Origin of the sequence: Lactiplantibacillus sp. B652 (assembly GCF_023806745.1) — a bacterium.
Classification (GTDB): Bacteria; Bacillota; Bacilli; order Lactobacillales; family Lactobacillaceae; genus Lactiplantibacillus; species Lactiplantibacillus pentosus.
Window position 1 is genome coordinate 160,924 of the sequence record NZ_JAMSKY010000006.1, and the last position, 24,207, is coordinate 185,130.

The following is a 24,207-nucleotide window of genomic DNA, read 5'->3' on the forward strand; positions in this document are numbered from 1 at the left end:
CGGTAACTCGCACTTTTTCCAGCGGGTCTCAGCTGGCTGCCTTTTGATTTTAAGAATTGGCACTTTTTAATCATAATTCACGACAAATTAACTAGCCCAAAGCGTATTTTAAAGCGCTAGTGTTGCCAACAAAACCTAAGTAAAGTCGCCGTTTAGGCTCAATGGACGTTGACCTTAGTAAAGTGAGCGACTAAATCATGAAAATGGCGTTGACAATTTTCAGGCCGCGTGGTTAAATAGAACCATTCTCACATTTCTCTAATCATAATCTTATTAATTAAAATGCAGGAGGATTACATATGGAAGCAACCACTAACGCGGATACCGCGACACATAAGATGAGTACCATGGATTACGTTTATAAAGTTTCAGCCGGTGTTTCTAATGCTATTTTAGTTTGTTTGGGAATTGGCCTCTTGTTACAGTCGTTGGCGAATTTTGTTCACTGGACGGCATTATATCAAGTGGGTGCAATTGCGCAAGTGTTATTAGGGCCAGCCTTTGGCGTTGCGATTGCGACGATGCTCAACAGTAATACCTTAGTCACGTTTAGTGCGATGATTTCGTCGACGATTGGTGCGAACGCCGTCTTCTTTTCACAATCAGCGACGAACGGGGTGACGGCGACGGGCCATACTTTGACACAAGCGGCGCAAAGTTCGGTTTTTACGACTGGTCAACCGATTTCGGCCGTTGCTGCCGGATTAGTAGCCGTCTTGGTCGGTAATTACTTAACCGGAAAAACGCCGCTCGATATGATGCTGGTCCCATTGGCCGCAACCTTTGTCGGTGCCGTGGTTGGTTTAGGCTTAGCAGCAGTGACGACGCCGGCCTTGGTGTGGTTGAGCAAGTTCATTGCAACGTCAATGAAGGTGAACCCATTGATTGGGTCGATGGCAGTTTCGTTAGCTTGGGCCTTATTCTTGATGACCCCAGCCTCATCAGCTGCGCTAGCCGTGGCGGTCATGTTGGATCCCGTTTCGTCAGGGGCGGCCTTGATTGGAACCACCGCACAATTCGTCGGTTTCACGATCATGTCATTTCGGCAAAATAATCTCGGTGCCAACATTGCGCAGGGAATCATCACGCCCAAGGTCCAATTTCCCAATTTGATCGTTAACCCGCGTTTAGCGATTCCACCAATGGTCGCGGCCGTGATTTCCGCACCGGTGGCAACGATCGTCTTTCATTTTTCTACCAGCTATAAGTTAGCTGGTTTAGGCTTAAACTCGTTGATTGCGCCGATTTCCTTGGCTTCCACCAACTTCAACAGTTTCATGGTCTATCTCCTAACTGGTGTGGTCATGCCAGTCGTCATTTCAATCGTGCTCTACCGGGTACTGGTCGCTGCTAAGTGGGTCGAATCACGGCAGCTCCAGTTGGAAGTGGTTTAGAATCCAAGCTTCTGTCATCAAGAAAACACTGTCACTTCGGAATTGTTCCGCTTGTGGCAGTGTTTTTTCTGATAGGCACGTAGCGAAATCCTGAATGAATCAGTAGTGATTCATTATGGTAAATAGTTGTGATTGACGCCCTAAATCAACTATAGTAAGGGTAACTTGGTTGAAACGAGATGATCTGAATGGATTTTAAAATTAAACGCGATGGGCTGGCGTTACAAGCTCGGCTAGAGAAACCGGCAGTTGCCAGCCAGACGCTGGTCATCTTGATGCACGGTTTTACGGCTGATATGGGCTATGACTCGAGTCGAATCGTGCCACAACTCGCACAAAGTTTGTTGGCGGCTGGATTAGCGGTATTGCGTTTCGACTTCAATGGCCATGGTCGCAGTGACGGCCGTTTTCAAGATATGACCGTGCCCAATGAAGTCGCGGATGCTAAAGCCGTGTTGGATTACGCACAGACGTTGAACTATCAGCGTTTAGTCGTGATTGGCCATTCGCAGGGCGGAGTGGTAGCTAGCATGTTAGCCGGCTATTATCCAGACTTAATTGATCACCTCATCTTGATGGCGCCGGCAGCGACGTTAAAGACGGATGCCCAACAAGGCGTGCTACAGGGGACGACTTATGATCCGCACCACATTCCAGCGGTGTTGCCGATTCGTGATGGCTTTAAGGTTGGCGGATTCTATCTCCGGACGGCACAAACGCTGCCAATTTACGAAGTCGCTCAGCAGTATACGGGACCAGTTGATTTGATTCATGGGACCAAGGATGCAGTCGTTTCACCACAGGCTTCTGAAAAATATCACGCGGTTTATCAACAGTGCCAGCTTCATCGACTACCAGACGCCGACCACGGTTTCACAGGTGCCGCGCGGGAGCCAGCCATCCGATTGGCAGTTGCCGCAGCGCAATCTGACCAGTAGTCGTGATAAAACACGGTTAACATAGCCTTTTAAATCATGACTGATTGCGCGTTATTTTTGAACACTGAAGGTAATGACTAGTCTCAACAGTTGGCTATTAGCCCGAAGTTTAGGTTTAACCAAAATTACCTTAATTTTTGGCCCCAAGACGACTATACTGAAGGTGGTTAGTTTTCTGAAAGAAAGGTGTGCATGATGAAAAGCGAAGCACAAGGTATCATTCAAGATTTGTATCAGGAATTGGCACCAACCGCGGTCAACGAAGGGATTCGCGCGGAACTCTGCAAAGCACACCAGCAGTTGCAAGCGACACCTGAGTTAGATGAAAGTTTGCTCAAAAAGTTGACGAATTATATCACTTATACGATCTTCACCCAGCAACTGCGGCTGACACCAACACAGAATTTGTTAGTGAGTGAATTGTTGTCACTAAGCCATCGATTGAGTGCCTAGGGATGGTTCATCGGGCGTTGAATTGAATGTGAAAGGGCACTAAGGACAATCGGCTGAAAGGGTGATTCAATGACTCGTGGACGCGCAATGCGCAAAGCGTTAGTGACGGCTAGTTGGCTGATTGCCGCGGTACTGGCTGTCTACCAAAGTGGTCGTCAGTTGGGTCGACGCTGGTTTAAATGAAATACTAATTGGTTTTAATGTTTTCACAATGATTATAGTAAGCAAAGAGCCGCATAACGGCAATTCACACAGATGGATTGTCGTTATGCGGTTTTTGAGTATTGAAGCAATAATAGTCTTGCGGGACAATCAGCAAATCAGCGTGGCTGACACAGCTGGTGACCCCAGCAAAGCCCAAGCCAATCCCCATTTTACAAACTAAATCCCCACCCAACAAAATCCACCACTGACTGTATTATTCACGAATGGAATAATACAAGTGCTGAATCCGAATTGAACCCGCTTACGTCTGGCATTATGATGGTCTTGTAAATTTTAAAGGAGATGAATTGAAATGGCAGAACAACCATGGGATTTACGCCGGGTACTTGATGAGATCAAAGATGATCCGAAGAACTATCATGAAACCGACGTTGAAGTAGATCCAAATGCGGAACTTTCTGGTGTTTATCGGTATATTGGTGCTGGTGGGACCGTTGAACGGCCAACACAAGAAGGTCCAGCAATGATGTTCAACAACGTGAAGGGTTTTCCTGACACGCGTGTCTTGACTGGTTTAATGGCTAGCCGTCGTCGGGTTGGTAAGATGTTCCATCATGATTACCAAACGTTAGGTCAATATCTTAACGATGCAGTTTCAAATCCAGTTGCACCGGAAACGGTCGCTGAAAAGGATGCACCGGCTCACGAAGTCATTTACAAGTCAACTGATGAAGGCTTTGATATTCGGAAGTTAGTTGCAGCGCCAACCAACACACCACAAGATGCTGGTCCATATATCACGGTCGGTGTTGTCTTCGGTTCAAGCATGGACAAGTCCAAGAGTGACGTTACGATTCACCGGATGGTTCTTGAAGACAAGGACAAGCTCGGAATCTACATCATGCCTGGTGGCCGTCATATCGGTGCCTTTGCTGAAGAATATGAAAAGGCCAATAAACCAATGCCAATCACGATCAACATTGGTTTGGATCCTGCCATTACCATTGGTGCCACCTTTGAACCACCTACCACCCCATTTGGTTACAACGAATTAGGGGTTGCTGGTGCCATTCGGAATCAAGCCGTTCAATTAGTCGATGGGGTTACCGTTGATGAAAAGGCGATTGCACGTTCTGAATACACGTTGGAAGGCTACATCATGCCTAACGAACGGATTCAAGAAGACATCAACACCCATACGGGTAAAGCGATGCCTGAATTCCCAGGTTACGATGGTGATGCCAACCCAGCCTTACAAGTCATCAAGGTGACGGCGGTAACGCATCGGGAAAATGCCATCATGCAAAGTGTTATCGGACCATCCGAAGAACATGTCAGCATGGCTGGTATTCCAACCGAAGCAAGTATCTTACAGTTAGTTAACCGCGCCATTCCTGGCAAAGTGACCAACGTTTACAATCCGCCGGCTGGTGGTGGTAAGTTGATGACCATCATGCAGATTCATAAGGATAATGAAGCGGATGAAGGGATTCAACGGCAAGCAGCCTTATTGGCGTTCTCAGCGTTCAAGGAATTGAAGACGGTCATTTTAGTTGATGAAGACGTTGATATTTTCGATATGAACGATGTGATTTGGACCATGAATACCCGTTTCCAAGCTGATCAAGACTTGATGGTCTTATCTGGTATGCGGAACCATCCATTGGATCCATCAGAACGACCACAATACGATCCAAAATCGATTCGTTTCCGTGGGATGAGTTCGAAGTTGGTTATCGATGGCACTGTGCCATACGATATGAAAGACCAATTTGAACGGGCTCAATTCATGAAGGTCGATGACTGGGAAAAGTATTTGAAATAAACCTTAATACTTGCTACGACTAGTTATGCCGTCAATAACGAATCGCACAAGTTAACTTTAATAACGTGAGGAGCCGCCAGACCACGGAAGCGTCCTGGTCGGGTGGCTTTTTACTGTCAAAATGAAGGGAGCATTTAACTCGTGAACAAGAAAACGATTGGCTTTTTGAGCGGGATCGCTGTGTTTGCTATTATCTACTTCCTACCGATTGCCGGCTTATCTGCTAAGGGCCAAATGGACTTGGCACTTAGTCTGATGACTGTTGTGTGGTGGGCGACCCAGATTGCTCAGCCAGCATATGTCGGTGGGATTTACCTGATGTTACTGATTATTATGAACGTTGCGACACCTAAGCAAGTCTTCTCGTCGGCGTGGACAGGTTCAATCATGTGGCTTGTGATTGGGGCATACTTGATTGCCGGTGCCGTTAACGAATCTGGTTTGGGACAACGAATCGCATACGCGTTTATTATTAAATTTGTGCGTAGTTGGAAGGGTATCGTGATTTCGATTTTCGCGTTGACCTTCATCTTAGCGCTCTTAATTCCACATCCATGGCCACGTGCATTCATGATTATGTCGGTCATTACGGTGGTTGCCGAAACGGCTAACATGCCAAAACGTGATTTAGCCAAATTAGGACTGGCTGTCTTTGCGGCTTCCTGTCCACTGTCTGGGGTCTTCTATACTGGTGATACGTCTTTGAACCCACTAGCTGTTCAAGCTTCTGGTCAAAGTGTCAACTTTGTCTCTTACTTCGTCTACATGGGCGTCCCAATGATCATTGCGGCCGTCTTGACGATGTTCTTGTTCCTATTCTTGTTCAAGCCTAGTCAAGAAGTTCACATTGATGTTGAAGCTTTGAAGCAACAACAATCTCAACTCGGCGCCATGACTGGTAAAGAAATCCGGACGATCGTTTGGTTGGTTATTGCGATTGCACTCTGGTTAACAAGTGGAATCACTGGCCTGGATGTTGGTTGGTTGACCTTGATTGTCGCCTTAATGATGAGTCTACCAGTTATTGGTGGTATTTTGACCGCCAAGTCATGGGAAGGCGTTCCCGTCAATGTGCTGGTCTTCTTGACCTCAGCCATTGCGATCGGGAATGTCGGTGGCGTGACCGGGATGAACAACTGGATTGCCAAAACGTTGATTCCAAGTAACTTGCCAACGAACATCTACTTGTTAGCAATCGTGATTACGGTCTTCGCCATGATTATCCATATGTTCATGGGTTCCGTTATCGCGGTCATGGGGATTACGATTCCTGCGTTCGTGGCAGCGACTGCTCACATGGGTATCTCACCATTGGCCGTTTCACTGTTGGTCTTCTCAGTCACCAACTTGCATTACATCTTACCGTTCCACAACTTAGCCGTCTTAGTTGGTAGCGACCCTGATACCGGTGGTGGCTACACGCAAAAAGACGTCATGCGGTTGGGGATTCCGTTGACTGCAGTGGTCTTCGTGGTGGCCCTCGTTGAAATGTTCTGGTTCCACTTAGTTGGTTTGGCATAAGCCACGGTTTAGAACCAAAATTGAGAATTGAATTGATTAAAAAACGCTTTTCAGATTTGGCCCAATTGTGGTCAGCTGAAAAGCGTTTTTTGTGTTGATTAATGTTTCATTGTTGGTTGTGTCTTGATACCATGGGCAGTTACCGTCAAGTAATCGATTAAATCAGTCAGTAGTTGATTACCTGAGCGTTGCGGATAGACGAAGTTCAGTTGACTAATCAGTGGGACGGCGAGTGAACGCATGACGACGTGCTCAGTCATGAATGGTAGCACGGACTGCTTGAAGAGAAAGGTCACGTTGCTATCGTCCAGCATGCCTAGCAGTGTTTCAATATGCGTACTTTCAAAGAAGAAGTTTGGCGTCAACCCTTGGCGGCCAAACAGGTCATTGATGGGCTCATAAACGCCAGAGCCAGGTGGAAGCGTCGCAATTTTCTGCTTGGCGAGGTCTTGAAGTCGAATGACCGACCGATTAGCGAGGGGATGATTTCGGGATAAAATGATTTTTAACTCGTCGGTCAGCAGTGGTTGCTTTTGAAAGTCAGTCGGTTGCAGCTGATGGGTCTGTGTGTCCCGAATGATGGCGGCTTGTGATTCGCCGGCCAATAGCCGTTTCACGACTTGATCGCCTTCGTCTTCAATGATCTTGATTTCAACGTCAGCGTGCTGATTATCAAAAGCGGCAATCTTTTTGGCAATGTTATATTGGCCCGAGACCGGAATGGATCCAATCACCAGGTTTTTAGAAATTGTCGGTCGATTAGGGGCGAGGTCGTGCATCATGTTTTCGTAATCGCGAATGATTTTGTGGGCGTGATGATAAAACGTCTCACCAGCGGGCGTAATTTGGAGGCGGCGCTTATTATGCGTGTCGATTAATTGGAGGTTAAGTTCGTTTTCCAAGGCGCGCATCCGTTTGGAGAGCTCTGATTGCGAGAGATGCAGTTCTACGGCGGCGTTCGAAATGTGGCGTAAATCGTACACCATCACAAATGCTTGCAGGTCGTTAATGGTCATGTCAGTCACACTTTCCTTAAGTTAGCTTCTATTTTAACACCGATGTGGAGTGCGGCCTAATTATGTGACAGTTATAATCTGCGATAAATTTGGCAAGCAAGTTACGGTGATTGAAATATAAGTTAATTTTTTTCACGATAATGGGTTTCTGATGGCATGATAGCGACCATTGACGTTTGTGGCTGTGAATTATTGAGACTAGTGTGCATAACCGTGGTGTGACAAGCTCGATCAAAAGTCGCTTTCATGAAAAAATATAAATATTTTCAATTGGCCTGATTGGTATTTAACAGTGGTTGCGGATTAATAAAACGCCGTGCTCTCGGGATTACTTGTATTTAGATTTTCTTCAGGCACAATGAAAATAGACCTGTAAGGGGACACCTGAAATTGATTCAGATGATTCAGGTGTTGGTCAATACTTTTTTAAAGGATGGGTTTTCGTATGACAAAGGCACTAAAAGTTGCAATGGGAATGACGATGTTAACTGGAGGTTTGATGGCTCAGGGAGTTGCTGCCAGTGCGGCCATCACGACTAAACCAGTTGTTTATACTGCTAAAAGCACGCAGACGACTGATTCAATCGCTGCTCAAGTCGACCGCCATCCAGCGGTCCAAGCTGCACAAGCGCGGGTGGACGCAGCCAATCAAACATATACGAACGCTAAGCAAGCCTTGACCGCTGCCAAGAGCGCTGCTCAAGCAGCTCAAGATGAACTCGCAGCTGCCGATGGCGTTTTGGCAATGAATCAACGGATCCAAGATGCAATGGCCGCGTTGCATGACACCGCAGTTGCACGTCAGACGAAGGCCAAGCAAGCCGTTAACACTGCCACGGCTAACCAGGCAACGGCTCAAACGGCTGTTACAACTGCCCAGGCAACTGTGGATCAATTAACTGCGAACGTTAAAACCGCCCAAATGGCAGTTGACAAGGATAATAGTGCCGCCAACCAAGCTGCTTTGGACGCTGCGAAGGGTAAGTTAACGACGGCTCAGACTGCATTGACGGCGGCACAAGCCAAGTTAACTAAAGCGACAACTGCTTTAACGGCAGCTAAAGAAGAACGCGCTAACGCCGATATTGAAGTCAGCGGGACTGCAGTTGATTATCGTGTGGCTAAGAAGGAACATGATACGGTTAAACCTCAGGCCGCTGTCGACAAAGCAGCAGATGCGGTTAAAGTGGCACGCAACCACGTCGATTCAGCCAAAGCGGAAGTGAGAGCTGCAGAAAAAGAGCGGACGGCGGCCCAAAGTGACTTAACGGCATTACTGAACGAGGCTAAACAGCCCGCCCGCCCTGATGATGGCAAAGGTGGACAAACACCGGCCAATCTAACACCGACAAAGCCAACAACGGTCCATGGTAATGACAAGGGTGGACAAGCACCAATCGACCAATCAACTGGGCATGGCAACAACTCGAATGGACAAACACCGGCCAACCCAACAGGTCACCATAATAACCACACAGATGGACCAGTTGGCGGAACACCCCAACCAACTGTGACGCATTCAACGGATCAACCACAAGTTAAAGGAACGGCTAATCCACATGTAAAGTCGGCCTTAAGAACGACGACTAGTCCAGTTGTGACGAAGCCAGTCGCAACGCATCCGATTGCAACAAACCCAACGAGTACAGCTAAGACCACAACTAGGACTGCAACTTTGCCACAAACTGATGAACGTACCAATCAAGTTGTAACGGTATTAGGGTTTGTATTGTTAACGGCGATGAGTTTATTTGGTTTTAAGCGGCAAAGCAACAAACGTCACACGACTGATTAATGAAACAAGTGGGCACGGTCAAGTGTGACTGAGCGACAATTAGGATGATGTTAGCAAGCGCCAATATCGTTCACTAAAATTAGAATTTAACGGAGGGTTCTTTCGAAAGGGCTTTTTCGTGCTTTCAAATGCCCATCTTTGATTAATAAAAAAACGCTAAGAACGCCGGTTTTTCGGCCGGAATTGCTTGCTTGAAAGCTGGTACTGGACTACTATGAACATGGTTTTAGAAAGCCACAAATATTTACCAAATGAGGAGTTGAGTTTGTGATGATGATGACTGGAATGATGGTTCTATTTGTATTGTTAGTTGGCTTAGTTTTAAGTGGGATTTTCTTCCGATACATGGATACAACGGCCGGTATCTCATTCAGCTCACTGAAGTTGGCTGATTTGCGGATGGAACTCTTGAACGTGGTACTTATCATCGGACTACTGGTGTGGGCACTATTTTTGATTCACTAGATAAGGTTTAGCTATTTTTTCAAAAGTCCGGCTGCGGCCGGGCTTTTATTTTGCCGTCAGAATGGCGAATGCGGCACCAAAATGCTTGCACTTAGGGGCCGAACATCGTTATTATGAAGAGGTGATTATTTTTAGAAGGGAATGAAGTCACTATGACGCAATCGGCATATTGGCAACAGATTGCCACTAAGGCGCGCGCCGCTAACCGGCCGTTCTTCAGTCTTGCACCGATGGAGGCCGTGACGGGGTCCGTCTTTCGCCGAGTGGTGATGCGTGCGGCGGCACCAGATGTTTTTTATACCGAATTCACGAATGCGCTGAGCATCACTCACCCCAAAGCCAAATTTACGACACGTGGACGCTTATACGTGGACGAATCTGAAAATCCACGGCCAATCGTCCAGCTATGGGGGAATAATGGTGTTGATTTCTCAAAAGCAGCGGCTGAAGTTAGAAACCAGGGGTACCAAGCAATTGATTTAAATATGGGCTGTCCCGACATGGCGGTCATTAAGAACCATAGTGGTAGTGATTTGATTCGCCACTTTGACCGGGCCAAAGAAGTCATTGAAGGTGCCCGCCAGGCCGGTCTACCAGTCAGTGTCAAGACGCGACTGGGTTTTGAAGATGTCAGTGAATACGAGACCTGGATTCCATTTTTACTTAAACAACAAGTGCCCGTCCTGACCGTCCATGTGCGGACTAAGAAGGAAATGAGTAAGGTGCCCGCGCATTATGAGCTGATTGACCAACTGGTTCAGATGCGTGACACTCTGGCCCCAGAAACGCTCCTACAAATTAACGGCGATGTGCTCAATTATCAAGATGGCTTGAAGTTGGCCCAAGCACATCCGGGCGTGGATGGTATCATGATTGGCCGCGGAATTTTTCAAAATCCATACGCATTCGAAACAGTACCACAGGAGCACTCAACGCGTGAAATGCTTGAACTACTGCGGTATCAGGTGGATTTATACGACCAATTTATCGGCCTCGGGTTACAGGGACACTTCGCACCGCTCCAGCGCTTCTTTAAGATTTACGTGCGGGGCATGCGCCACGCAGCTGAACTGCGCAACGAATTAATGCAAACGAAGACGACCGATGACGTTCGCGCTATTATTGACCGTTTGGAAGCTGAATTACCGGCTGAATAGCTTAGATCTAGCGAATGATTGTTGGTGTGACATCAAAATCAACAGTTGGCTGTTTTCGACAGTCACCACTAAAAAAACGTCTCAAAGAATGTTATTCTTTGAGACGTTTTTTGGCTTAGCCAAGCAAGCTCATGACGATGAAAATCCTGTGCTATGGATACTAGTCGGCTGGCAAGATACAATTGATGGACGCTTATTCTATGACCAACGACTTGCAAGGTCAGGGCAGGTCTAGATCAATTTAAATCGCTTATCCAATAAAGTCACGCTGCTGGCAGGCAGCCCGACGACTTGAATCTCTCGTTGTTTCGTCACAAAGATGGCCCCGTAAATATCTGGTCGGTCGGCGGCCCAGCCAGGGAGGGGTTGTCCGGCAAAGAAGAGGCGGGTCGTTTCGATCTCACCATCAATGGAAGCTTTCGTAAAGACCGTGACACTTTCCAGGTCGTTTTGGCGCGGATAACCGGTCTTGGAATCGAGAATGTGGTGATACGATTGGCCGTTGAATTCGAGGTGACGCTCATAGATGCCACTTGTGACAGCGGAGCAAGCGCCAATTGTAATACTGGCAATCGCATTACCACGGTCAGTCGTTGGGTCCTGGATCCCCACGCGCCACTTGCCATCCGCATGTAGCGGTGAATCGCCGACCATCAGCAAGTTGCCGCCCAGGTTGATCATGCCAGCGCGTTGTCCGAAGGCTTCCCAGTAATCCTGGATGCGGTCAGCGATATAGCCCTTCGCAATCGCGCCGAGGTCTAATTCCATGCCGGGCACTTTCAAGAACACACTCAAATCGGCGTCGTTACAGACAACCTGATTCGGGTCGATCAAGGCCAAACGGGCGTCGATCTCTGCTTGTTCAGGAACGTGTGCATTATCGAAGCCAATATGCCAGAGCTTCACTAAAGGTCCAATCAAGGCGTTAAAGCCGAAGTGTTGGCGGCTAAGTTCGACGGCTTGGTGGACGAGGCTGTAAGTCGCCGCGCTGACTTGAACCGGATGCTGACCGGCGGCATGGTTGATCGCCATGACTTCAGAAGCGGTGCGATTAACGGTGAGCCGGTCCTCATACTGGTCAATCAATTGGCAGGCGGCGGTCAAATAACGGTCGCTATCACTGCCGAACAAAGTCAGGTCAATATCAGTTCCGAGTGCGTGGTGCGCTTGATGGCGCCGCTGTTGTGCAAATGCTGGAATCGCGGGGTCGTCGTTATAAGTTAAAGTGGTCATAATACCAGTCCTATCTCTGAAATGCCAGCTTGTTCAGTAAGCTGAACTAAATTAGTTTTCCCGCTAGGTGGTCCAATTCGTGCTGAATGATTTGAGCAGTGAAGTCGTTGAACCGTTGTTGTTGGGGCTTGAAATGTTGATCTTTATATTTCACGGTAATCTGATGATAACGTTGCGTGGACCGTTCGCCTGGTAACGATAAGCAGCCTTCAGTTGTCTCGTAAGCACCATGGTGGTCAATAATTTTAGGATTGATCATTGCAATCGCAAATGGGCCGAGTTGGACAACGATAATCTGTTTGTTGACGCCAATCATGTTGGCGGCCATGCCGACGCAGTTATCCGTGTGCGCGGCCAGTGTTTCCAGTAAGTCGGTGACGACCGGTGCGTCGGCCGGGGTGGCAATCGTCGCGGGGACACTTAATGCGGCAGGATCGTGAACAATGGGTCGAATCATATCAGTTCCTCCATATCGTGGGTTTATTAGTTCAATTATAGGGAGCGGTTCACCGAGAAGCAAGCCGTTCGCAGGTGTGAGCTCAAAACACCCCACGCAGACAGAATCGCGTGGGGTGTACTAAGTCCTTAATTATTAACTTTAAAAGTTGGCGTGAGGCTGCTGGTCTTTAAGGCCTGAGTCGTCGTGGTTGGTATCTTACTCCGGTTCGGTCGCCAGTTCGGGTCTTTGACCAAGGTTGTCGCCGTTCCCTGATAATCGAGCGTCATACTGTTGGCATTATTGAGTGTTAGCACGGCGGTCGCCTGCTTGATTTTTACAGTCAGCTGCGTCTCATCCAGCTTGAAATCAGTATGGTTGCGCGCAGGTGATTTACCGGCTTGAAACAAGCCAAGCTGGTGTTCGGTATTCAGATATAGGCTCGTTGCGGGATCTTTGCTCACCCAGCGTCCTAAAAAGTCGCGGGACGTGACGGATTGCACGGCATGGACTGTTGACGTTGTTGGTTGAACCGGCTTAGCGGTAGGTGATGTCTTTGATTGGCACCCGGCGAGTAGACCGCTAAGCAGTAATCCCACAATTATGCCTCTAATTTTTTGCATAATTATTCTCTCCTCCAAATGCCCATTTTCCCCTGTAGGGCTTATTCACCATTATAGCGAATATGTCATCTTATTTAAACTAAATTGTCATACTCATCGTGAAATAATTAATTTTAAGCGATTTGATTGTATTGTGCTTAATTGGCGGCGAATGATCTCGACCGTTTTTGGTCATGAAAAAACGTGAAAGCCACTAAGACGGGCGTTCGATTGAAGGTTAAGAATATTGACTAAATATTCATAATGAAAGTGTAAACTGATACAGAAAATAATTTTAAAATATTCCAAAACTACGCCAATTCGATGGCTAGTGAGTCTTGCTGTACGCAACTGTATTTATCAGGCAATTTGAGCGATAGGCATTTTTAATAAAATGAGCTACTATATATAGTATTGATTCAAACGGAACGTACCATCAATTGTATGGACTTGATGACTTTGAAAAGTGGGGAATATAAGATGCTGACAACGACAACTAAGGATATTTTAGACGAATTACGGCCACTACCGGTCACGAAACGGGGCGGAGCACAAACCAAGTTTCACCCCTATAAATTAGACTTTGTCTTACACCAGTTATTAACGACTGAGGATGAGGTGCGCGTCGTTAAGCAAGCCCTAGTCGCTTATTATCGGGATGCGGACGGCATTGACACCCGGGAACTCCGAACGACACTGATGCAGATCTTGAATGCTCAGGGCTTGACTCAAGCGGCCCAAGCTTATCAAGACTACTTTGATGCTGAACAAGAACGCTTTGCGGCGGCAACGAATGTGCAGGGACGGATTGAAAAATTATTCGAACGCGATGCCAGCGTTGTGCATGAAAATGCAAATAAAGATAGTACGGTTTTTAATACCCAACGTGATTTGGAAGCCGGCGCTGCTAGTCGGGCACTAGGTCTGAAGATGTTGCCAGATCTAGTCGCTAAGGCCCATTTACGTGGTGATATTCACTGGCATGACCTCGATTATTCACCGGTCACGCCTGAAACGAACTGCTGTCTGATTGACTTTGACGGCATGTTCAAGAACGGCTATAAGATTGGTAATGCGGAAGTTGCCTCGCCACGGTCGATTCAAACCGCTACAGCCCAGATGGCCCAGATTATTGCCAACGTTGCGTCGCTGCAATACGGTGGTTGTTCTGCCAACCGGGTCGACCAGTTGTTAGCCCCCTATGCGGCCATTAATTATCAAAAACACTTGGCGGATGCTGAAAAGTGGGTCGCTGAAGACCAGCGCGAAGCCTATGCTAAGGCCAAGACGAAAAAGGATATCTACGATGCAATGCAGGCCTTGGAATATGAAATCAATACATTATATTCATCACAAGGGCAGACGCCGTTTACGACCGTTAACTTTGGTTTAGGGACGAGCTGGATCGAACGCGAGATTCAAAAGGCGATTCTCCAGATTCGAATCAAGGGTCTCGGTAAGGAACATCGGACCGCAATCTTTCCCAAATTAATCTTTACGATGAAGCGCGGCCTGAATCTCAGTCCCAACGACCCGAATTATGATATTAAGGAACTGGCCATCGAATGTTCGACGAAGCGGATGTATCCAGATTTGTTGATGTATGACAAAATCAAGGAATTGACTGGGAGCTTCAAGACACCGATGGGCTGCCGTTCCTTCTTGCAAGGCTGGCGTGACGAGAACGGGGTGGAAGTCAACTCTGGTCGGATGAACTTGGGCGTGGTAACGGTCAACTTGCCACGCATCGCACTCGCTGCTCATGGAGATCAACAGCTGTTCTGGGAGATTTTTGAAGAGCGGATGCAGACTTGTCATGAAGCGCTAGCTTACCGAATCGAACGGACGAAGCAGGCTAAGCCGGAAAACGCACCGTTACTGTACATGTACGGAGCATTTGGCAAACGGTTGCCAGCCGGTGGTAACGTTGACGAACTCTTCAAGAATCAACGGGCGACGATTTCTCTCGGTTATATCGGGATTTATGAAGTCTGCACGACATTCTTCGGTCCTGACTGGGAAAATGATACGCATGCTCGCGAGTTTGCCGAGACGGTCGTCAAGGCCTTACGTGACAAGTGTGCTAAGTGGGCGGCTGAAAGTGGCTACCATTACAGCTTGTATTCTACGCCAGCTGAATCGTTGACCGATACCTTCTGTCGCGACGATATTGCCAAGTTCGGCCGGGTCGCGGATATTACGGATAAGGAATACTACACGAATAGTTTCCACTATGACGTCCGCAAACACCCGACCCCGTTTGATAAGCTGACGCTAGAAGAACGCTTCCCGAAGTACGCCTCGGGTGGCTTCATTCATTATTGTGAATATCCAAATCTGACGCAGAATCCTAAGGCCCTAGAAGCAGTCTGGGATTGGGCCTATGACCACGTCGGTTACCTCGGGACCAATACTTCCATCGACCAATGTTTCAAGTGTGGGTTCAAGGGTGAATTTAAGGCAACTGCCCGTGGGTTCGTGTGTCCCGAATGTGGCAACCATGACCCGAAATATTGTGATGTGGTCAAACGGACGTGTGGCTACCTCGGTAACCCACAACAACGGCCAATGGTTCATGGTCGTCACGTTGAGATCGCGTCCCGTGCTAAAAATATGTCTCCGGAGATGATTAAAAATGCCGCGCGCTACGAAAGGACCAAACAATCCGATGCCCAAAGAATGGCTGGCAAAGGACTTAAGTGAACAATATGTTGCTGATTACAAGGCATTTAACTTTGTTGATGGGGAAGGGGTCCGCTGCAGTCTCTATCTGAGTGGCTGTCCCTTTCATTGTCCCGGTTGTTATAATGTCGCCGCTCAGAATTTTCACTATGGGCAGCCCTATACGACTGAGCTTGAAGACCAGATTATCGAGGACCTTAGTCAGTCGTACGTGCAAGGCCTGACTTTGCTCGGCGGCGAACCGTTTTTAAATACGCAAGTCGGTATCCGCATCTGTGAACGGGTCCGCGCCGAATTTGGCCATACGAAGGACATCTGGTCATGGACTGGGTACACTTGGGATGAGCTTCAACAGGATTCGGAAGACAAATTAAAGATGCTATCGCTGATTGATATTTTGGTCGATGGTCGTTTTCTGCAAGACCAGATGGATCTCTCACTGCAGTTCCGTGGGAGTGCCAATCAGCGCATCATTGATGTCCCTAAATCATTGTCAACTGGCGATGTCGTTATCTGGGATAAGTTGGTTAAATAAAATTGAGCAATTAAAAATGACGTTGTAACTTAGTTGTTACGACGTCATTTTTGTCGTGGACTAAATATAACGGTTACATATTAGAATTGATTATTTTTTTGGTTAATGTCTGCAACTATGTCTCGATATTTTAGTTAAAAGCGGTTATACTTTACAGGAGTAGTCAATATATATTGACATAAAGAATCTAATTAAAGCGAGGTTTCGTGAATGTATCGTTTCTTTGTTCAACCTCAAGTTGACCAGCGGCGTCGGGCCGTGTTTGGGTACGAATTATTATTGCGTAAAGAAATGGATGGTCGTTGGGCAGTACCGCAATCATTCACTGAACTACCGTTAGACAAGCAAGCGGACTTGTTAGCACAGTTAGCCGGACAGTTGAAGACTAAGGCGACCAATCAAGTGTTGGCCTTGAATCTCAACCGTCAGCAGGCGGAAGATGACTTAATGTTAGGAACGATTATTTATCTCAAAAAGCGGCTCAATCCGGCTGCGCTAACGATTGAGTTAACAGAAAGTCCGTCATTAGCCGAAATTCAGAAATACAGCCTCTTCTTTCATCAGTATGGGATCAAACTGAGTATCGATGACGTTGGGACTGGCTCTAACACATTTGAAAACATTCAGCATGCATTACCATTTGTTGATCAAATCAAATTTGCCATGCAAAATCTGCGGATGAGCGGACAAGCCGAACGTATTCCTCGTGAAGTGGCGTTTTGGCGCGATGTGGCACAGGACTACCATTTAGAATTCATTCTGGAAGGTGTCGAAGACCAAAAGGATCAAAAAATGGCGGAACAACAAGGCATCGAGCGCCATCAAGGCTATTACTATGGCAAGCCTCGCTTGATTGCTGATGATTGTCAATTCGTAAATGGCAGCTGCTAGGAAAGGGTCCTGACAATGACATGGCCTTATTGGCGAATTTCGCCGTTTGTAACAAGTATCTTTTTTATCCTCGGGGTGTTGACACTCTACTGGGTACTGTTCAATTGGATTACGTCCTGGTTCCATGCCCGTCACATTAACATTGATGATGATACGATCAATGCTTGGCATGGCGTCATCTACATGTTGGTCTTCGTATTTGTGATGCAACTGTCGGTCATCGGCCAGGCGAATAGTTGGGAGTTTGTGAACTTTCACCTGATTGCCGTCATCTTCTGTGCCTTCTTCCTCAACATTCGAATGCCGTATTACACATTGTTACCAGTGGTCATTGTGTACATGGTTTTCGACCAATCGATTTTCTTCTGGGAATCTTGGAGTTATGCGGCCGTGTTCGTGGGTTTCTTCTGGAGCCTGAATTACTTACGGCTGTGGGTGCAGAAGCATGCGCATAGTTGGGTCTATTACTACGGGACGGTTGGCTTCTTCGGCGGTGTCTTGTGGGGCTTGATTAAAGTCAAGTACTCGCTGAGCTGGGAGAACACGTTACAGGAGTACGGATACCTGCTGATTTTTGCCGGTTTACTCTACGCCTACGTCAATATGCTGACACAGGATAGTGAGATCAAACTGCGACTCGCTCAGTTTGCCAGCCACGACGCATTGACGCAAACGGAGAACTTCGCGGCCTACACGGAGCATATCAAATATTTATTTGATGACAGTACGGCCAATAATTTAAACTTATCAATGATGATGTTTGATATTGACCACTTCAAGCACGTCAACGATACCTATGGTCACTTGGCTGGTGACCGCGTCTTACAGGAAGTCTCGGAAACCGTCCAGACGGTGTTGAGCGAAAATGATCCAAAGGTTAAGCTGTATCGGACGGGTGGCGAGGAATTCAACGTCCTATTTCCTGGCTATGATCTAGTCAGCACGCGTGCCATTGTTCGGCAGATTTTTGCAGCAGTTAATCATTTGGTCGTTAAGTACGGTGACCAAGAAATTGCCGTCTCGATATCAGTCGGTGTGTCAACCTTGCATCAAGCGGATGACAGCCCCGTCGATTTTTATAATCGGGTCGACCAGAATCTGTATTTCTCAAAACGCCATGGTCGCATGCGTGTGACGGTTGATCAGTGATAATCGATGGTCAGTTGGTCATTACACTTTTTAATAAGCAAGTCAATGATAGTAACTTTGAATCTTCAGCATTCAAGGTTACTTTTTTTTTACGCTCAATTCAAAGTCGATAGTGGGATGTCGCTTGACTGTCCACAGATGGCTGATACGGGCATTCTGACTTCTGCCGATAATTTCCGGTATGGCGGCGTTAGTGAATAAAGCGCTTCATAGCTTGTTCGTTAATTGAGTTTACGAATGAACCTCTGCAGGCTCAAACTACCGTTAAAACTGTTGATTATGCTGGTATTCTGGTTTTATTATGGTAAAGTTTATGTTGAAAGGATAACAGTCAATGGCTTGAACTAATTGATTTACACTCGGTTGAGGGCAAGTTTTTTGGCAGCAGATTATCAGCGTGAGGTTCAGTAGTCGACACATCATTTAATGATTAAGGAAGTGAGAAGTGTGCCAGTAGTTATCAGCTCATTGATTCCCGTAGTTGCGCCGGTCAAACGCCAGATTATTAGTGTGACGACGCTTGCCAACACGGTACATCTATATGGGCTACTTGGGTTTAAAAAACAAATATTCCCAGTGACCGACCAAATCGTTGCGCCCTTTGGTGGGGTCATCACCGCTGTGGCTGTCGATGAACGGCGGGTCGGCTTTCGTGCCACGAATGGCCTGGTCGGCTGGTTACGAATCGGACAGTTAACAAATCAACTGGAATCATCGATGATTGATTTTAAAGTCAAACCAGGCGACACCGTGGTTGCAGGACAAGTGATCGCGAATCTGGTTTCAATACTGGCACGCCGTTTGCAGCCAGTCGAAACTGCGCTCAAATTGACGATCAAACGTGCATTAGACCAGGGACGTGAACGTCTGCTGGTCGCGAGCAATCACGTCGATCCAACCGGTACTGTGATTTCAGGCATTACGACTAGCATGGCTGGTAATCACCGGGTCGCAACGATCGGACCACCGAGCTGGGATTAATGTCAGACAATAAGCAATCGACGTTCCTAGATACGGGGTGTGTCTAGACGTCACGCTTCGACGCAGTCCTAATATGGACAGTAGTGGCTGAGGTGTGCGTTTTGTATAACGCAGATAGGGGCAGTCCCGGCGTTGTTTGGGATTGGTTCACAAGGTCGTCGTGTTGACAGACACGGCGTCGCTGATGGTATTAAGGTATTAAGGTAAATCAGTAGGAATAGCAGTCATTGGTCAGCGACTAAGTTTTGGTAGACTTATCTGCACAGCTGCTATTTAACAATCTGAACTGGGACGGTCGTGATTGACGCCCGTTCAGGCAACAGTTCGGTTTCTAGAATTACGACGGTCAAAGGTTAGGGCCAATGTTACTCAGGTGGTTATGGGGGTATAACGGCCTGGGCAGTGGTTTAACGTCGCGTATAAACCTAATGAATGTACGAAAGTTTGGTTAAAGGCGAATCGCTTGCTTTTACTTGGCAGTCCAGCTTATCATGAAGATAAACTGTGAAGGAGTGATTCGGATGAGCGCTATGACATTTAACCAGACTGAATTATCCAAATATAATGGTCAAGATGGTCAACCCGCATATGTGGCGGTTGATGGTGTTGTTTATGATGTAACGGGGGTTGCAGCATGGGCCGGTGGTAAGCATCATGGTAATCTTGCCGGTCAAGAATTAACAACGGTCATTGACACGAAATCCCCACACGGTCGTAAAGTATTGAATAATCTAACAGTGGTTGGCCAGTACGTGGCTGATTAAATTAACGAAGACCAGTTGCCTAGCAGCTGGTCTTTTATGATGCCTTTTTTGAGGGGAGCGTCTAATTGATGAACAGACGTGCATGAGGTTGTCGTTGGAATCAGTGGGGTTACATTTGAACTGCTCATTAAATGATGTGATTCTTATCGGCTTATTGTCATAATCTCATATTTGTTAGCCGTTATTAAAGTAGTAATAACGCCGTTAAGCCAGTGTTATCAGCGGTAGTAAGTGTAGTGGTTATGTTAACACCTTGACTATTTATACTGCAATATAAAATAAATTATATAAATGGTTGAATGTTGTGTACAATAGCGTGAAAATAGAGTTTGAATTAAAGGATAACTAATTAAAGAAATTAGGTGGGGTTCACGATGGAACGTAAACAAACACATTTTAAGATGTATAAGATTGGCCGTCGGTGGGTATTTGCCTGTGCGACGGTCTTAACATTAGGACTCACAACGCTTGGGGCGCGGGCGGATTCAACCACGGCCAACACTGATACGGCCGCTGCAGCCACAACCAGTGCGACGACTGATAAGTCAGTGAACAATCAAAGCCAAACGTTGAAGACGACGGTTGCGTCTGACGCGACGACTGATACTAGCAAGTCAGATCAAGCAACAAGCACCGATACGGCGTCTCAAACCGCAACAACTGACGATGATGCGACGCAAACGACGGCGAGCTCGTCATCTGACAGCCAAAAAGTGGTCAGCGGCACGACTGATGCTTCGTCAACAACCTCGCAGACGACCCAGTCAGTAGCGGGGACTACTAAGCAAGCTGATACGGCGGACAAATCGACGACTAAGACAACGGCTGCCGATGCGACGGCCACGACCACGGTTGCCAAGGCTAGCACGGATACTGACGCGACCAAATCGTCGACTAGCGCAGATTCTGACGATACGACCAGCACTGATAGTAACAATGCAAAAGCCGCAACGACGGACACTGATACAGCCAGTGCAGTAACGGCAACCACCGATACCACTGCCGCTGAGACCAGCACGGATACTAATGATACAACCGCTACCACGAATTCAGCCAAGACGACTGCTCAAATGGTTAGTGCGCAAACCGTTGCGACGACGCTTAGCCAGGCTGTGACGCAGGCCAATGATGCGGTGGCGGATGGTGGCAATGTCACGGACGACTATCCTGATTTACATAACATGCTCGGGGTCTCGTCACAATTTCACATTTTTGCTCGCGAAGCGGAACTGCACGCGCACACTAATGGGAATATTGCGGTTCAAAACCTAGTCGGCAACGTTAACTTTGGGACGAATATCATTGAAGAATTGTTGGATAAGGATATTTCTTACATTCAAAATATCACCAACATTGCCGGTAGTTCGTTTGTCTCGGCTGGTGAAACTCGTAGTAATAAGGTCATCTTTGGCGAAAATATCGATATCGATGTCTCCAATCCTAATCGGCCAATGGTCAACGGCGTTTATATCGACCATTTGCTGGCGTCTGAAGTTTATCAAGATAAAGATGGCAACGTCTATATTGATTTTGACGCGGAATTTGCCAAGCTTGAAAAACTCAGTGCCAGTTTGAGTGAACAAACTGCGAATGCCACTTATTCCAATGATAGTTTTGATGATATGAATCAGCGGGTCATCGACGTCACGGATATGGAACCGGACGCTGACGGCCATATCGTCATCAACTTATCCGCGGATGTTCTCAATACGAGCACACCGCTGACGATCAAGGGCTTATCGGCGGATCCTGACGGTAATACAGTCATTATTAACGTTGATACGGCCGGCAGCACCAATTATCAAGTCAATTCGCAAATCAAGATTATTTACGATGACGGCACGGAACGGAATAACCAGGAAACGGAAGACTTTGGGGATAATCACTTACTCTGGAACTTCTATGATTCGACGGCTAGTGACAAATTGGCTACCGGCGTTATCAGTGTGGACCGGCCATTCCAAGGCAGTATCTTAGCACCCGCCGCGGAAATTGATGCCAATCAAAATATCGATGGTAATCTGATTGCCAACAAAGTCAATGTTAAAGCAGAAACCCACCGTTGGGACCTCCAGGATAATGTTGATAATGAAAATGATCCTGACACGGACGAACCGGACCCTACTGAACCGGAGGACCCAGAACCTGTTGAACCAGGCGGCCCAGCGCCTATTGATCCGGAAGAACCAGGCACGAACGAGCCGGAACCGAATGAACCTGAACCTAGTGAGCCAGAAGAACCTGGCACGAACGAGCCGGAGCCTAATGAACCAGAACCTAATGAGCCGGAAGAACCAGAATTTCAAAAACCAGTTCATCCGACGTTAGATGTTGAAATGCCAAACTTTGATGAAGATGAAGAAGAAGCCGAGCCTGACGAAGAAACGCCAGTCGAAGAACCTGAAGTTCCAGACGAAGAGGCGCCTGATGAAGAAGAACCAGTCGAGGAGCCTGAAGAACCGGACGAAGAGGCGCCAGACGAAGTTGAGTATCAGAAGCCAGAACATCCAATCATTGACGTTGAAATGCCTGATTTTGATGAAATCGACGATGAGGCTGAAGCCGAAGAAGCGGAAGAAGAATTTGAGGATGAAATCGAAGACGAGATTGAAGCGGGCGTAGAACCTGATGAAATTGTCGATCAAATCGTCGATGAAGTTGAAAATGAAATCGATGCTGGCTGGGTCACTGATGAAACCGTCGAGGAACTAGAAACGGCATTCGAAGAAGTTCAAAAGGAAGCCGTCATCGGTGATCAGATCAATGATGAAGAGACCCTACTGAACTTGATCGATCAGGCGATTGCACAAGCGAAAGCCCATCACAATTCAGCGTTAGTTGCACAATTACAAGCACTTCGGACTAAAGTTGCGGCGGCTTTAGCGGTGGCACAAGGCAAGTCGCTGCCACAAACGAGTGAAACGTCGAATCAAGCCATTTCTTTAGCTGGAATTGCCTTGGCAAGCACGTTAATGCTGGGTGCTTACGCCAGCCGACGTAAACGGCAAAACTAATTGAAATAAGTGAATCGTGGTTCTAGAATCGCTGCTGCCAGTCATCAAGTTTTGACTTGATAACCAACAACCAGTGACAGAGAACCTGAATAGATACGGCTGATAATGCAGAAATAAATGGCATTATCAGCCGTATTTTTGTCAAAAAAATGTCACTAAACCAAATTGGTCTAGTGACGCTCAATTTTCTCTACTCCATGACCGACCTAATCCTTTGACCCCAAATGCGCCACCAGTGAAACGTGGTCTAAATACTAACCCCCATTAGTATTTATGATAATTATTATAAAGACTCTTGGGAATTAGTCAACTTTTATTCGAATATATTTAGCAATTATATTGAAATCTATTTTGAACCTGACTGCCGACAAATTCGAGATGGTCTAAAGTCAATGGGGTCAAAGAAAATCCGCAGGTCAGTGATTGACCTGCGGATTTGTCAGTTGGTAAGGTTCAATTACGAATTAATTCATTGAAGTTAAATTCGTTTGGAATAAAGTGGGATTCGGTGTATTCGATCTGGCGGCCCTGGTCGTTGAACGCAATGCTGATCATGTTGCCGACACAGTTATTCGTACCGAGTGCGAGCAACTGATAGTCGAGTGGGGTTGCCGTTTCGACCCGCAGCATCCGCTTAACCACGGCAATTTTGAGCCCGTTTTTTTGAAAATGACGATAAATCGACTGTTCAGCGATTTCCTGGGTCAATTCGGGGATGCGCTGGGCATTAAAGTAGTTGATATCGAGGACGGCCCGGACGCCATCAACGACTCGAACCCGTTGAATGGCATAGACTGGGATACCAACTTCGAACGCCGTCTGGGCACTGAGCGCTTGGTCGACGATCCGGCGCTGGAAGCTGACCACGTCCGTCCGGTAATCCAAATGACGCTCGGCGTTCAGACTCTGTAGCCCGTTCAAATTATTCAAGGCCAGATTGAACTGCTGCGTTTGGGGCGTATGTTCCAGTAAGACAACACCGCGGCCCTTGACGGAGTATACTAAGCCGTCAGCGGCCAACTGTGCGATCGCCTTGCGGACGGCATAGCGACTGCTGTGGAATTCTTCAATCAATTCATCTTCAATCGGTAGCCGCATTTTGACACTATAGCGTCCCGCGAGAATTCGTTCCTTTAGAGCTTGATAGATTTCATTAAATGATGCGTTAGCCATACAAGCACCTTCGTTCTG

General features: G+C 47.1%; 21 protein-coding genes. 16 read left to right on the top strand and 5 right to left on the bottom strand.

Features of this window, described 5'->3' with window-relative positions; all coding sequences use genetic code 11:
- Positions 1–299 precede the first annotated feature (299 nt).
- The 6 genes from MZO40_RS09240 (at position 300) to MZO40_RS09265 (ending at position 6,296) form a co-directional block, all read left to right on the top strand.
- Positions 300–1,394, top strand: a complete 1,095-nt coding sequence (locus MZO40_RS09240; RefSeq protein WP_105961571.1) for a PTS transporter subunit IIC — start codon at positions 300–302, stop codon at positions 1,392–1,394.
- 188 nt (positions 1,395–1,582) lie between these two features.
- A complete protein-coding gene (locus MZO40_RS09245; RefSeq protein WP_105961572.1) occupies positions 1,583–2,332 on the top strand; it encodes an alpha/beta hydrolase in 750 nt (249 codons plus the stop codon).
- Between the two features lie 192 nt (positions 2,333–2,524).
- Positions 2,525–2,785, top strand: a complete 261-nt coding sequence (locus tag MZO40_RS09250) for a bacteriocin immunity protein (RefSeq protein ID WP_225083501.1) — start codon at positions 2,525–2,527, stop codon at positions 2,783–2,785.
- Between the two features lie 69 nt (positions 2,786–2,854).
- Complete coding sequence (locus MZO40_RS09255; RefSeq protein ID WP_105961573.1) at positions 2,855–2,968, top strand: hydrolase; 114 nt, start codon at positions 2,855–2,857, stop codon at positions 2,966–2,968.
- Between the two features lie 334 nt (positions 2,969–3,302).
- Positions 3,303–4,775 carry a UbiD family decarboxylase gene (locus MZO40_RS09260; RefSeq protein WP_003639625.1) on the top strand — a complete coding sequence of 491 codons (1,473 nt, stop codon included), beginning with the start codon at positions 3,303–3,305 and terminating at the stop codon, positions 4,773–4,775.
- 141 nt (positions 4,776–4,916) lie between these two features.
- A complete protein-coding gene (locus tag MZO40_RS09265; RefSeq protein WP_105961575.1) occupies positions 4,917–6,296 on the top strand; it encodes an SLC13 family permease in 1,380 nt (459 codons plus the stop codon).
- A gap of 98 nt (positions 6,297–6,394) precedes the next feature.
- Here the strand turns inward: MZO40_RS09265 and MZO40_RS09270 are convergent, their stop codons facing one another.
- Positions 6,395–7,312 (bottom strand): LysR family transcriptional regulator, encoded by a 918-nt coding sequence (locus tag MZO40_RS09270; protein WP_105961576.1) that lies wholly within the window; start codon positions 7,310–7,312, stop codon positions 6,395–6,397.
- A gap of 445 nt (positions 7,313–7,757) precedes the next feature.
- Between MZO40_RS09270 and MZO40_RS09275 the strand changes: the two genes are divergently transcribed.
- The 3 genes from MZO40_RS09275 (at position 7,758) to MZO40_RS09285 (ending at position 10,729) form a co-directional block, all read left to right on the top strand.
- Entirely contained in the window at positions 7,758–9,107 is a 1,350-nt protein-coding gene (locus MZO40_RS09275) for an LPXTG cell wall anchor domain-containing protein (RefSeq protein ID WP_252133238.1), read from the top strand.
- Positions 9,108–9,377: 270 nt separating this feature from the next.
- Positions 9,378–9,572 (top strand): hypothetical protein, encoded by a 195-nt coding sequence (locus MZO40_RS09280; protein WP_050340187.1) that lies wholly within the window; start codon positions 9,378–9,380, stop codon positions 9,570–9,572.
- Positions 9,573–9,724: 152 nt separating this feature from the next.
- Positions 9,725–10,729 carry a tRNA-dihydrouridine synthase gene (locus MZO40_RS09285; RefSeq protein WP_122217815.1) on the top strand — a complete coding sequence of 335 codons (1,005 nt, stop codon included), beginning with the start codon at positions 9,725–9,727 and terminating at the stop codon, positions 10,727–10,729.
- 231 nt (positions 10,730–10,960) lie between these two features.
- Here the strand turns inward: MZO40_RS09285 and MZO40_RS09290 are convergent, their stop codons facing one another.
- From MZO40_RS09290 to MZO40_RS09300, 3 genes are all read right to left on the bottom strand, one after another.
- Positions 10,961–11,962 carry an FAD:protein FMN transferase gene (locus MZO40_RS09290; RefSeq protein ID WP_105961579.1) on the bottom strand — a complete coding sequence of 334 codons (1,002 nt, stop codon included), beginning with the start codon at positions 11,960–11,962 and terminating at the stop codon, positions 10,961–10,963.
- A gap of 46 nt (positions 11,963–12,008) precedes the next feature.
- Positions 12,009–12,419 carry a peptide deformylase gene (locus MZO40_RS09295; RefSeq protein ID WP_050340189.1) on the bottom strand — a complete coding sequence of 137 codons (411 nt, stop codon included), beginning with the start codon at positions 12,417–12,419 and terminating at the stop codon, positions 12,009–12,011.
- Positions 12,420–12,547: 128 nt separating this feature from the next.
- Positions 12,548–13,021: a hypothetical protein gene (locus MZO40_RS09300; RefSeq protein ID WP_050340190.1), complete on the bottom strand. Its 474-nt coding sequence runs from the start codon at positions 13,019–13,021 to the stop codon at positions 12,548–12,550.
- A gap of 459 nt (positions 13,022–13,480) precedes the next feature.
- Between MZO40_RS09300 and nrdD the strand changes: the two genes are divergently transcribed.
- The 7 genes from nrdD to MZO40_RS09335 all read left to right on the top strand — a co-directional run bounded on the left by nrdD (position 13,481) and on the right by MZO40_RS09335 (position 23,016).
- Positions 13,481–15,703: an anaerobic ribonucleoside-triphosphate reductase gene (gene nrdD / locus MZO40_RS09305; RefSeq protein WP_252133239.1), complete on the top strand. Its 2,223-nt coding sequence runs from the start codon at positions 13,481–13,483 to the stop codon at positions 15,701–15,703.
- Positions 15,669–16,217, top strand: a complete 549-nt coding sequence (gene nrdG, locus MZO40_RS09310) for an anaerobic ribonucleoside-triphosphate reductase activating protein (RefSeq protein ID WP_260201273.1) — start codon at positions 15,669–15,671, stop codon at positions 16,215–16,217. Before nrdD ends, nrdG begins: the two co-directional genes overlap by 35 nt.
- Positions 16,218–16,427: 210 nt before the next feature.
- Positions 16,428–17,108: an EAL domain-containing protein gene (locus MZO40_RS09315; protein WP_050340193.1), complete on the top strand. Its 681-nt coding sequence runs from the start codon at positions 16,428–16,430 to the stop codon at positions 17,106–17,108.
- A 15-nt stretch (positions 17,109–17,123) separates the two neighbouring features.
- Entirely contained in the window at positions 17,124–18,257 is a 1,134-nt protein-coding gene (locus MZO40_RS09320; protein WP_252133240.1) for a GGDEF domain-containing protein, read from the top strand.
- 447 nt (positions 18,258–18,704) lie between these two features.
- Positions 18,705–19,238 carry a PTS glucose transporter subunit IIA gene (locus tag MZO40_RS09325; protein WP_050340195.1) on the top strand — a complete coding sequence of 178 codons (534 nt, stop codon included), beginning with the start codon at positions 18,705–18,707 and terminating at the stop codon, positions 19,236–19,238.
- A 521-nt stretch (positions 19,239–19,759) separates the two neighbouring features.
- Positions 19,760–20,002: a cytochrome b5 domain-containing protein gene (locus tag MZO40_RS09330; RefSeq protein WP_065674859.1), complete on the top strand. Its 243-nt coding sequence runs from the start codon at positions 19,760–19,762 to the stop codon at positions 20,000–20,002.
- Positions 20,003–20,376: 374 nt separating this feature from the next.
- A complete protein-coding gene (locus MZO40_RS09335; protein ID WP_252133241.1) occupies positions 20,377–23,016 on the top strand; it encodes a collagen-binding domain-containing protein in 2,640 nt (879 codons plus the stop codon).
- 453 nt (positions 23,017–23,469) lie between these two features.
- Here the strand turns inward: MZO40_RS09335 and MZO40_RS09340 are convergent, their stop codons facing one another.
- On the bottom strand, positions 23,470–24,189 hold the full coding sequence (locus MZO40_RS09340) for a UTRA domain-containing protein (protein ID WP_088770793.1): 720 nt from the start codon (positions 24,187–24,189) through the stop codon (positions 23,470–23,472).
- Positions 24,190–24,207: the final 18 nt, after the last annotated feature.

Excerpts from the sequence above, each read along its gene's own strand:
- MZO40_RS09240 (WP_105961571.1), top strand. The coding sequence starts at position 300 with ATGGAAGCAACCACTAACGCGGATACCGCGACACATAAGATGAGTACC.
- MZO40_RS09245 (WP_105961572.1), top strand. The coding sequence starts at position 1,583 with ATGGATTTTAAAATTAAACGCGATGGGCTGGCGTTACAAGCTCGGCTA.
- MZO40_RS09250 (WP_225083501.1), top strand. The coding sequence starts at position 2,525 with ATGATGAAAAGCGAAGCACAAGGTATCATTCAAGATTTGTATCAGGAA.
- MZO40_RS09255 (WP_105961573.1), top strand. The coding sequence starts at position 2,855 with ATGACTCGTGGACGCGCAATGCGCAAAGCGTTAGTGACGGCTAGTTGG.
- MZO40_RS09260 (WP_003639625.1), top strand. The coding sequence starts at position 3,303 with ATGGCAGAACAACCATGGGATTTACGCCGGGTACTTGATGAGATCAAA.
- MZO40_RS09270 (WP_105961576.1), bottom strand. The coding sequence starts at position 7,312 with ATGACCATTAACGACCTGCAAGCATTTGTGATGGTGTACGATTTACGC.
- MZO40_RS09275 (WP_252133238.1), top strand. The coding sequence starts at position 7,758 with ATGACAAAGGCACTAAAAGTTGCAATGGGAATGACGATGTTAACTGGA.
- MZO40_RS09280 (WP_050340187.1), top strand. The coding sequence starts at position 9,378 with ATGATGATGACTGGAATGATGGTTCTATTTGTATTGTTAGTTGGCTTA.
- MZO40_RS09285 (WP_122217815.1), top strand. The coding sequence starts at position 9,725 with ATGACGCAATCGGCATATTGGCAACAGATTGCCACTAAGGCGCGCGCC.
- MZO40_RS09290 (WP_105961579.1), bottom strand. The coding sequence starts at position 11,962 with ATGACCACTTTAACTTATAACGACGACCCCGCGATTCCAGCATTTGCA.
- MZO40_RS09295 (WP_050340189.1), bottom strand. The coding sequence starts at position 12,419 with ATGATTCGACCCATTGTTCACGATCCTGCCGCATTAAGTGTCCCCGCG.
- MZO40_RS09300 (WP_050340190.1), bottom strand. The coding sequence starts at position 13,021 with ATGCAAAAAATTAGAGGCATAATTGTGGGATTACTGCTTAGCGGTCTA.
- nrdD (WP_252133239.1), top strand. The coding sequence starts at position 13,481 with ATGCTGACAACGACAACTAAGGATATTTTAGACGAATTACGGCCACTA.
- nrdG (WP_260201273.1), top strand. The coding sequence starts at position 15,669 with ATGCCCAAAGAATGGCTGGCAAAGGACTTAAGTGAACAATATGTTGCT.
- MZO40_RS09315 (WP_050340193.1), top strand. The coding sequence starts at position 16,428 with ATGTATCGTTTCTTTGTTCAACCTCAAGTTGACCAGCGGCGTCGGGCC.
- MZO40_RS09320 (WP_252133240.1), top strand. The coding sequence starts at position 17,124 with ATGACATGGCCTTATTGGCGAATTTCGCCGTTTGTAACAAGTATCTTT.
- MZO40_RS09330 (WP_065674859.1), top strand. The coding sequence starts at position 19,760 with ATGAGCGCTATGACATTTAACCAGACTGAATTATCCAAATATAATGGT.
- MZO40_RS09335 (WP_252133241.1), top strand. The coding sequence starts at position 20,377 with ATGGAACGTAAACAAACACATTTTAAGATGTATAAGATTGGCCGTCGG.
- MZO40_RS09340 (WP_088770793.1), bottom strand. The coding sequence starts at position 24,189 with ATGGCTAACGCATCATTTAATGAAATCTATCAAGCTCTAAAGGAACGA.